This is a genomic window from Paucibacter sp. B2R-40 (genome assembly GCF_025717555.1).
GTDB lineage: Bacteria > Pseudomonadota > Gammaproteobacteria > Burkholderiales > Burkholderiaceae_C > Paucibacter_A.
Window position 1 is genome coordinate 339,099 of sequence record NZ_JAJIRP010000007.1, and the last position, 9,631, is coordinate 348,729.

The 9,631-nt window shown below is 64.1% G+C and carries 7 protein-coding genes; all 7 read right to left on the bottom strand.

The features are described 5' to 3' along the window. Positions 1-63 precede the first annotated feature (63 nt). Entirely contained in the window at positions 64-2,010 is a 1,947-nt protein-coding gene (locus LNV09_RS16280) for an EAL domain-containing protein (RefSeq protein ID WP_263558113.1), read from the bottom strand. A gap of 64 nt (positions 2,011-2,074) precedes the next feature. After that, positions 2,075-2,902: an HDOD domain-containing protein gene (locus LNV09_RS16285; protein WP_263558114.1), complete on the bottom strand. Its 828-nt coding sequence runs from the start codon at positions 2,900-2,902 to the stop codon at positions 2,075-2,077. Between the two features lie 2 nt (positions 2,903-2,904). After that, positions 2,905-4,254 (bottom strand): methyl-accepting chemotaxis protein, encoded by a 1,350-nt coding sequence (locus LNV09_RS16290; protein WP_263558115.1) that lies wholly within the window; start codon positions 4,252-4,254, stop codon positions 2,905-2,907. After that, on the bottom strand, positions 4,251-5,603 hold the full coding sequence (locus LNV09_RS16295; RefSeq protein ID WP_263558116.1) for an HlyD family type I secretion periplasmic adaptor subunit: 1,353 nt from the start codon (positions 5,601-5,603) through the stop codon (positions 4,251-4,253). The genes LNV09_RS16290 and LNV09_RS16295 overlap by 4 nt, the downstream gene beginning before the upstream one ends. Beyond that, positions 5,600-6,220, bottom strand: coding sequence for a hypothetical protein (locus LNV09_RS16300; protein WP_263558117.1), 621 nt, complete (start codon positions 6,218-6,220; stop codon positions 5,600-5,602). Before LNV09_RS16300 ends, LNV09_RS16295 begins: the two co-directional genes overlap by 4 nt. An 18-nt stretch (positions 6,221-6,238) precedes the next feature. Further along, the gene (locus LNV09_RS16305) at positions 6,239-7,786 is read right to left on the bottom strand and encodes a TolC family protein (RefSeq protein WP_263558118.1); all 1,548 of its coding nucleotides are present in this window, start codon (positions 7,784-7,786) and stop codon (positions 6,239-6,241) included. Further along, a complete protein-coding gene (locus LNV09_RS16310) occupies positions 7,783-9,522 on the bottom strand; it encodes an ATP-binding cassette domain-containing protein (protein ID WP_263558119.1) in 1,740 nt (579 codons plus the stop codon). Before LNV09_RS16310 ends, LNV09_RS16305 begins: the two co-directional genes overlap by 4 nt. Positions 9,523-9,631 lie beyond the last annotated feature (109 nt).

Genomic DNA, 9,631 nt, shown 5'->3' on the forward strand with positions numbered 1-9,631 from the left:
GCGAGCAATCTATCCAGTTTCTGCAGCGGCTGAATGCGCCAGCGCCATCAAGCCATCACGCCATCACGCCACTGCAGGCGCGCTCTCGGCCGGGGCCTCTTCAATGGACTGGGCACTGCAAGCCTGAACCCCCAGGCGCAACAGCAAGGCCTGCGCCTCGGCCGACCCCGCCGCGCCGGCATACACCGGTACGCCCAGGCTGCGGCCAAGTTCTACAAGTTGCTTCACAAAGGCTTGCAGGCGCGGATTGCCTTCGATGCCTGGCAACAGACGGGCCGCCAGTTTGACGTAGGCCACCCCATGCGTTTCCAAGAAAGGGAGCAAGGAGGCCGACAGCCCGAACTGCGCAATGCCCAAACCACAACCAAACGGCGCGAGGGTGCGTACCAAGGCCTGAACGGCCAGTTGCGTGCTGCTATCAAAGCCATGCTCATCGACTTCGAAAGTCAGGCGACTCGCGACCTCGGCATGTCGCGTCAGCATTTCCATCAGGCTGCGCAGGAAGATCGGCCGCCGCATCGACTGCAGCGTGATATTGACCGCCAGCCGGCCTTCGGCGGCGCCCAAGGCCGACAGGGCCAACTGCACGCCACGCAGATCCACATTGGAAATCCGCCCGTTGCGAATCGCCGGCGGTTTGATGTCGCTGGCCTCCAGCAAGCGCCCATCGGAGTCGGTCAAGCGCAACATTGCCTCGCGGTAAAGCACCTGCCCATGACCATCCACCATGGGCAAAAAGCCGAGCGTGAATCGACCGGTATCCAAGCCGTTCTCAATGATGACCCGCCACTGAGCCACGGCGATGGCGTGCTGTCGCTGCGTCGGACCGGTCACACTGACCGGCAACATCTGCGACTCCGAGGCCATCACCATGGTGTCCACGCGCAACAGCACTTCAGACACCGTTTCACCCGGCATGAAGGTGGTGCCGCCAATCCAGGCCACATGCTGGGTGTCGGTCAAGCCGTCATCGGCCAAGGTGGCCAGTCCTTCGGCGGACTCATTCAAATGGGTTTGCCAAGAAGCCAGATCGCCGCCCGGCAACAGCAAGCCGAAGTCGGCGCCATTGAGCCGCGCCAACACATAGCTGTCATCCGGGCCTGCCAGCAAAAAGCGGCTGCGCAACATGGTCGCAACGGCGACCAAAAATTCATCCGCCCGACTCCGGCCGGCGCGCCGATTGATGCCTTCCAAGTCATGCACCCGCACAATCGCCACGCCGCCACCGGTGGTGCCTTCTTTCAATTGGCTCGCCAAGGACTGCATGAAGTGCGGCCGGCTGGCGGTCTGGGTCAGCTCATCTTTGGCGAGCCGCCCCTCCAGGCTATCGACCGCCTCATCACGTTCGTCCAGCATGCGGCGCACCCGGGCCACCATCACATTCAATGATTTGGACAGGTCAATCCATTCACTGACCCGCGGCTCCTTCAGCTCGACAAAACGCCGCTCGGACAAGCCCAGGATCTGTTCGTGGAAGTCGCCCAAGGGGTGCTTGGCCCAGCGCACCAGCCAAGCCAGTGATGCCATCAGTACAGCGCCCACCAGCGTGAAGATGGCCAGCATGGTCAACACAAAGCGCGCCACAAAGCGATTGGCGGTTTCGGCCGACACCCAGACCTGCACCCGCCCAAACGGTTGGCCTTGGCGCAAGACAGCTTCGCTCGCGCTCGCATCCGACCAGGCGCCAAAGATCCGCTCGACCCAATTCGAAACCCCGCTGGGCGCTGGCACCACCACCACCCCGGTCAAATCCCTGATCTCAAAGCGCAGCCAGGCGTGGCGGCTGACGCCGGCGCGCATCATCTTGGTGTAGGCATAGAGCGGCGCGCCTTCCTTGGCTGCGACGCCGGCCATCAATCCTGCCGCTTCTTGGGCCGCCGCCTTGCTGCGGGCCGATAACTCCGGCCCGACATGGCTGGCCACTTGGGGCAATGCCAAGCCGATACACAGCAGCAAGGTGGCCAGATAGGCGCCCGTGATCAGCAACCAGGCACGGCGCACTACCGACATGGCGCCGCCCTCCGGACCGATCGAGACGCTGAGCCACGGATAGCGCTAAACAGCTTGATGGCGCTCATAGCGGAGATGGCAAGACCTTCAGTTCAGCGAAATCGTCGGCAAAGTCGGCCCCGACCACATAGTCTTCCAGGGCCAGCATCTCCAACAAGACCGCGTCTATGGTGGCGACCGCCTCAGCCACACTTGCGCCAGCCGACACCGCTGCCGCAACGCTGCATGCGAGTTGAACCACCCGCCCCAAGCGAGGCGCGTCAGCATCGGCGTCCTCCAGCGAATGGGCAATCGCCTCTACGGTAGCAGGCGGCATCGCCAAGCGGTCTACCCACAGGGCGCTGATGGCCGGATGCGCCACACCAAAGGCCTGCCGTTCCAGATCCGCCAAGGGGCGCCCCCAGTAGGACCGATAGCCCGGAAAGGCGGCCAGCGCCGCAGCGGGCTTGCATTGGCACAGAATCAAATGGCCGACCCCCTGCAAAAGCCCGGCGGTGTAAGCAGCCTCGCGGTCAACCCCCAGACGTGCGGCGATTTGGCGACCCGAGGCCGCCGTGATCGTCGCCATCATCCAGAACTGCCGCAAATTCACTGCCGGCACTTCACTGAATGCTGCCACCGCACCACTGGCCACCACCAAGGTTTCCAAAGACCGAAAGCCGATCATGCCGACCGCGTCACTGATCGAAGACAAGGACCGTCGGCCGGCAAAGTAGGAGGAATTGGCGAGTCGCAAGACCCGCGAACTCAGCACCGGGTCTTGCTCCAGTTCTTCGGCAATCTTGTGCAGGCTGACATCGTCGCTGCGAATGCTGCGCAGCACATGCTCCACCACTCGCGGCACCATCGGCAGGGTCACCCGCCCACTCATCACATCATCAATAAAGTTCATGCTCATCCTGGGTCGCGGTCAGCGTCGAGCATCTTGCGCAACGACGATTTTTCAAAATTCCACAGCACGCCTTCAAGGCGCTTGACGACCGAGCCTTGCAGGCGCACCTCGGTCGTCAGGTCGCGGGTGCTGTTGCGCGCTTCGCCCACCTCGCGCACCAGCTCCTTCATCGCTTGCAGCGCCGCCCTCAGTTCTTCACGCATCGCCACCTGATCGGGCAGATGCTGGGCGATCACATCCACGCTGTCGCGCGTCACCGCGCCGTCTTTCAGTGTTTGTGAAGACGCATTGGCCAATTGTGAAATCAGCGGCACCACGTCGCGCACCTGCCCTACCGCCACGGTGGTGCGGTCCAGCGCCTCATGCTGGCCGGCCACCGCGCCCGCTAACTGCACGCTCGAGCGTGCTGCTTCCACCACAGCTGGCGTCAGCTCGGCCAGTTGCTTGACCACTTCACCCAGGCGCTGCTCCGACTGGCGGTGCTGTTCCAGCATATCGGCCAGCAGCGTGGCCAAAAAGCGCTCGGTGATCTCGACATTGGCATTGACCTTGGTCTTCTCGGCCAAGGACAAGACTTCTTCGCGCGCATTGTCGACAAAGGTCGCCACGGTCTTGCGCACCACCACCATCTGGAAGCCCAGCATGATGGAGCCGATCAGGCCGAACATCGAGGCCGAGAAGGCCGTGCCCATCGCGCTCAGCGGCTTTTGCAGGCCGCCCACGATGTGCGCGAATTCGGCTTCCATGCCGCCACTACTGCCGCCACCGGCCGCCGCGCCGCCGACGCTATTGGCAATCGTGCCGATCAACTCGCTGGTGGCGATCAAGGTTTCCAACAGACCGATGAAAGTCCCCAACAAACCCAGGCCCACCATCAGCCCGACCAAGAACTGCGACAGCTCTTGCTTTTGCTCGAAGAAATGCTCCAGCGCTTCCAGCTCCGGCTCCATCGCCGCACTCTGCACATAGACCTGATGGCCCAGGCCCAATTTATCCAGCCGACCCAACATGCCCAAGACAAAAGCATCCGGGCCGAGGTGCGGATCCGGCTCGCTGCTCCAGGCGCCATTGCGCAGCCATTCGATGCCGCTGAAGAAGACCCGGTCCTCTTGATAGGTCCGGCGCACATGGCCCGCCATCGTGATGGCGCCCCACACCATCACCGCCAGAATCAGGCCATTCAGCGCCGGGTTGGAGGTGAAGGCAAAGCTGACGAAATGCCAGGCAAAGATCGCCGCCAAAGCAATCGCAAAAGGCGGCAGCCAGATCAGGATGGCGTGGACCTTGCCGAGGCTGCCACGGGTGTAGCGGCCGCGCTTGTGCGGCTTCTTGCTTGCGGTGATTTCACTCACTTGCGATCCCTGAGTGCGGTTGCGGCCAGGCCGCGAATGGGTGACAGAAGGTATTGCAAAACGGTGCGCTGGCCGGTCACGGCATCGGCGGTGACGGTCATGCCGGGCGTGACGGGCTGGCCGAACTGCTTGACGCTGTCGGGGTCCACCACGATGCCGATGCGGAAGTAGCGCTCACCGCGCTCATCCACCAGCGAGTCGGCGCTGATCTCGTTGATCTTGCCACTCAAGGTACCGTAGCTGGTGTAGTCGAAGGCCGCCACTTTCACGACCGCCTTCTGCCCCACGGCCAATGAACCGCGCTCGGCCGGCGCCACCCGCGATTCGATCGCCAGCGCCGCATCGGCCGGGGTCAGCTCCATCAAGGTGTCGCCGGGGCGAACCACGCCGCCGACGGTGTTGCTGAGAATTTTGTTGACCGTGCCGCTGACGGAGGCCGTCAGCACGGTGCGGCGCACGCGGTCATCGTCGGCGCCCAGCTCCTGCTGCAAGCGCTGCAGATCGATCTGCGCCTCGGCCAAGGCGGTACGCGCTTCGCTGCGAAACTGCGCCTGCACTTCGGCCAGGCGCGCTTGCAACTCTTGGGCCGCAGCCTCCAGTCGGGGCACCGCCATCTCGGCCTCGCGGATCTGCGTGGCCAGGCGCTCCACCCTGGCGCGGGCATCCAGCACCTCCAACTGCGAGGCCGCATTCTTGGCCAGCATATTGCTCACCAGCGCGAGTTGCTGGCGTGCCACTTCCAACTCGGCCGACAGGCCCTTGCGGCGGACTTCCTGCTCGCGGGCCTCCTGGCGCTTCTGGGTCAGCTGTTCTTCGATCACGCGCAGGGTCTGCGCCAGCTTGGCTTGGCGGGCGGCGAAAGACGCGCTCTCATTGCGCAGCTCGGGCGAATCAGTGGGCAAACCGGCCGCAGCAAAGCGGTTGGCGCCGCCGGCCTCGGCCTGCAACCGGGCCACCCTTGCCGTCAAGCCTTCCAGACGGGCGCGCTTTTCACCGCGCGAAGAGCTGGCCTGCAAGTCCGACACGGCAATCAGGTTCTGCCCCGCGCTGACCGCATCGCCTTCGCGCACAAACACCTTGGAGACGATGCCGCCCTCCAGATGCTGGACCAGTTGCTGCTTGGTCGAAGGAATCACGCGCCCCTGGGTGTGCACGACCCGGTCGATCTCGGCCCGGCTCATCCACAACAGCAGAGCCAGCAAACTGAAGGCCACACCGTAGATAAGGGCTCGCGGCAGGCGCAGGCGCCGCTGTAAGCCCAGTGAAGCATCAAAGTGGGCGGCCAGCAGATCCAGCACCAGCACCTGATTGGTGGCCGCCGCCGGGGGGGGATTCAAAATGGCTGTCATGGCGAGTCCGAGAAACTGAGGTTGACGGCCGTGACCGTCGTGACACGAGCGGTATCGACCGACATAGAAATATGGGCGGGCGTGAAGCCGGCATCCAGCAGCACATTGCGCACGGCCATGGCCCGCAAAAAAGCCGCACGTTGGTTTTCGGTCAGCGCCATATCGGGGCCGCTGGCACTCAGCTGCACGCGCTTGGTGGCGGCGTCCGGCACCACGGCCAAAGCGCTTTTGAGCAGATCCAGCGCAGCCGGGTCGAGGGTCAAGGCGCCGGCGGCGTAGTCGAGTTGCAGGGCCGTAGCCTGGCGCTGGCTGATCTTGGCCGTGGCCCCTTTGGCGGCAGATTCATTGCCGGCCACCGTGATGTGTTGGGTGTCGACAGGCTTTTGCTGGGCGGACAAGGGCGCTTGCTCCGGGCTGCCGGGCGGCGGCTTGACCGTTTCGGTGGCATGCTCCTTGATGTATTTTTCGGCCAGCTTCTTGCCCATCAACTGGGCCGCAAAAGACAGCGAGATGGCCAACACCACCACCACGAAAATCATCGCGATGACCACATTGGTCAAGGCGTCAACGAAGCCGGGCCAATAAGAATTGGCATCACCTTTACCGCTGCTGGACATGGTCTGAGCCTCCTCGACTCAAGGCGCGAGGCCGTCGTTGTTGCTGCCATCGCCGTCGCCGCGCGATCCACCCAGACGGCCCATCAGATGCGCCACCTTGATCTGGTTTTGCATCTCACCGATCGACAGCTGCACCAGATCCAGCCGGCTTTGGTGCAGCCGCTGCAAGGCATCCAGCACATCCAGCAGCGGGCGGTTGCCCCCCACCAGCTGGGCGCGAAAGGCATCCACCACCGAACGGTTGGCGTTCAATTCTTCACGCAAGGACGCATTGCGCTCATTGGCCGAGTCCAGGCTGGCGTAGGCGGTTTCAAGCTCCTGGCCGATCTTGCGCGAGGCATCATCGGCGCGGAACTTTTTTTCACTGGTGCGGGCGTCGGCTGCGCGCCTTTGGGCCAGATCGGTACCGCCATTCAGCAAGGACCAATTGACCACCACCATCACCTTGTTGTCACGCAGATAGCTGGGCGAGCCAGAACCGTTCAGGTCGCGGCTGTGGCTCAGCTCCAGATCGATGCGCGGCAACACGCGGGCACTGGCGCTACCGGCCTCCAGGGCCGAGGCCAGCACTTCGGCGCGAGCGGCGCGCAAATCATGGTTGCCGGCGGCGGCTTCCTGGCGTGCTTCGGACACCTGCACCGGGATTTGCAGACCGGCCATGCCTACCAAACTGAGCGGACCCGGCACTTCGCCGATCAGGCTTTCCAGATTGCGCAGCAAGCTGCGCAAGGCGGCCTTGGCGTCGGCAATGCCGGTGCGTGCATTGGCCACCCGGGCTCGCACCCGATCACGTTCGGCATTGCTGGTGCCGCCGGCCTTGGCCCGGGCATTCACGTATTCGAGCAATTCCAGCAAGGAGGCTTCATAACTGCGACTCAGCTCGGTATTCAGACTGGCCTGGGTCGCTTGCAAAAAGGCTGAGGCGACTTCAAGCGTGGCACTTGAGACCGCCTGCTGGCCCTGCACCGTGGCTGCCACGGCCAGCATGCGCTGGCGGCGGTATTCGCGTGTCGAGGGCACATCGAACAAGGCCTGGCGCAAGGTCACATTGCCCTCTTTGCGCTCCAACTTGAGTTGCGGATCGACACTTTCGAGACGCCCCTTCCCGACCGCGGCCCGTGCATCGATCTTCGGCAGCATGGCGCCACGGGCGGCCAAGGCCGTCTGCACATAGGACTCTTTGCGCGCCATCGCCGCCTGCACATCCAGGCTGCTGGTTAAACCCAGGCCCACGGCCTGATGCAAGGTGAGCGGCCCGCTATTGGCCCGCAACTCTCGGTCCGCGAGAGGCAAGGTGGCGGGCAGGCCGAGCAGGCCGGGCAGCTCCTCGATGCGAGGTGTGCGGCTCGCAGGGTTCGGGCTTTCAGTCTTCTCTGGCTCTTGTGCTGTGTCGGAATCGCTGGGCAAGACCTGCGCCGATAGCTCGGCAGCGCCTGCAGCGCTGGCGCCAGTCTGCGGCGGATTCATTTGAGCCGTGGCAGCCGGTGAGGCCAGCCCCAGCAAGCTGGCACTCAAGCTCAGCCCGGCCAATATCCGCAGCCGTGCGCGAGTCAGCTTGGCCTTCATGCAGCGCTCGATTCGGGACTGGAAGGATTCGCACGTGCGGCGGGCGCACGGCCCGGCCAGGTCGCTGTGCTGGGCAGCAGGCGATCCGGTGGCGCGTCGGCCACCAAGCGTCCCCGGTCCAGCACGATCACGCGGTCGGCACGCTGGATCAGCTCGGCGGCATGGGTGGCCACCAGCACACAGCGCCCGGCCTTCAAGCCCGGCAGGGTTTGCAAGATTTTTTCCTGGGCATTGCGGTCCAGGCCCAGCGTCGGCTCATCCAGCAGCAAGATGGGCTGGCGACCATGAAAGGCCACCGCCAAGGCCAACATCTGCCGCTGGCCGCCCGACAAGCCCAGGCCATTGGTGCCGACCGGCGTGTTGAGCGCTATATCGCCACGCTCCAGTGCCGGTCCAAAACCGGCCATGCGCAAGGCCTCCACGACGCTGGCGTCCTGCACCTCGGGCTCGCCCGCTGCCACGATCTCGCGCACCGTGCCGCCCAGGAAGCAAGGGTCTTGCGACTTGTACTGCGCATGCTGACACAGCATATGGCGGCTGGCATCATCGGCCACAAGATTGCCGGCCACCACCAAGCGGCCACCAGCATGCGGCAAATGGCCGGCCAAGACCTTCAGCAAGCTGCTCTTGCCCGAACCCGAGGCGCCCACCACGGCCACCAATTCGCCGGCACGCAGCTGCAGATTCAGGCCCTCCAAGGCGGCTCGCGTCTGTGCCGGGTAAGTCAGGTTCAGCTCTTCGAGCCGCAGGCCTTCACTGGCAAAAGCACCCATGGGAGTTTGATCCTCACTCAGCGGAGCGGCAGACAGCTCCACCGTCTCACCCAGGCTGCCCAAGGCACGCGAGAACTCGACCCAACGGGTGCGCAGCGGCGCCGCCGAGCACAGCACCGCCAAGAAACGGCTGGCAATCATATTGACCGAGATCAGGCCACCGACCGACATTTCCTGCGCTTCGACCCGGAACACCCCGGCCACCAAAAGCGCCACCGAGGCCGCAGACATCAACACAGGCAGCAGCTGTTGATTCATTTGCGCCCACCAACGGGCGCGCGCTGCCGCACGCGCGCCGGCCAGCGATTGCTCGCGCCAACGCCGCTCGGCGCTGCGCGCATTCGGGCGGCCGTGCAAGCTTTCACGGCTGGCCAGCACATCCACCAAGGTATTGATCTTGAGGCGATTGGCGCCATGCGCCAGACGCTGACGGTCCTGACTCAGATGCTGCAGCGCGACGCCGGCAAGCAGCATCAGAACCCCAAAACCGAGCGGAATCCAGACCAGATGGCCCCCTACCGCCGCCAGGACGAGCACAAAGACCAGCATGAAGGGCAGATCGGCCAGCGGCAACAGGCCCTGGGCGCTCAGCACATCGCGGGTGGCCGATATTTCACGCAACTTGTTCATCACATCGGCGGTGCCGATGGCGCGCGACAAGGGCGCGGACAAGACGCCGCGCATCAGGCGCTCGTCCAGGAAGCTGTCCCAGCGTGCGCCGGCATGTTCGAGCACCAGCACCCGCACCGTTCGCAACAGCAGTTCCAGGGCCAGCAGCATCAACATGCCGGTGGCAAGCGCCCACAAAGTGTCATGAACCTGGTTGCCCATGGCCTTGTCGTAGACCAGCATCGAAAACATCGGCAAGGCCAGGGCCAAGAGATTGACCATCAAGCCGGCCAGCAGCAATTCAGCCAGATGGCGACGGTTGGCACGCAAAAACAGCAACAAGGACTGGCGCATGGCGGGTTCGGCAACCCCGAGGGGTCAGATCAAATAGGCTGCAAGCTTGGCGGCCGCATCGACTGAGACGCGAACGCAAGAAAAGGCAATACGGAGGCCCGCTCCGTAC

Bases quoted from the DNA above. Each gene is read 5' to 3' on its own strand.
- LNV09_RS16285 (WP_263558114.1), bottom strand. From the start codon at position 2,902: ATGAACTTTATTGATGATGTGATGAGTGGGCGGGTGACCCTGCCGATG.
- LNV09_RS16310 (WP_263558119.1), bottom strand. From the start codon at position 9,522: ATGCGCCAGTCCTTGTTGCTGTTTTTGCGTGCCAACCGTCGCCATCTG.
- LNV09_RS16300 (WP_263558117.1), bottom strand. From the start codon at position 6,220: ATGTCCAGCAGCGGTAAAGGTGATGCCAATTCTTATTGGCCCGGCTTC.
- LNV09_RS16305 (WP_263558118.1), bottom strand. From the start codon at position 7,786: ATGAAGGCCAAGCTGACTCGCGCACGGCTGCGGATATTGGCCGGGCTG.
- LNV09_RS16295 (WP_263558116.1), bottom strand. From the start codon at position 5,603: ATGACAGCCATTTTGAATCCCCCCCCGGCGGCGGCCACCAATCAGGTG.
- LNV09_RS16280 (WP_263558113.1), bottom strand. From the start codon at position 2,010: ATGTCGGTAGTGCGCCGTGCCTGGTTGCTGATCACGGGCGCCTATCTG.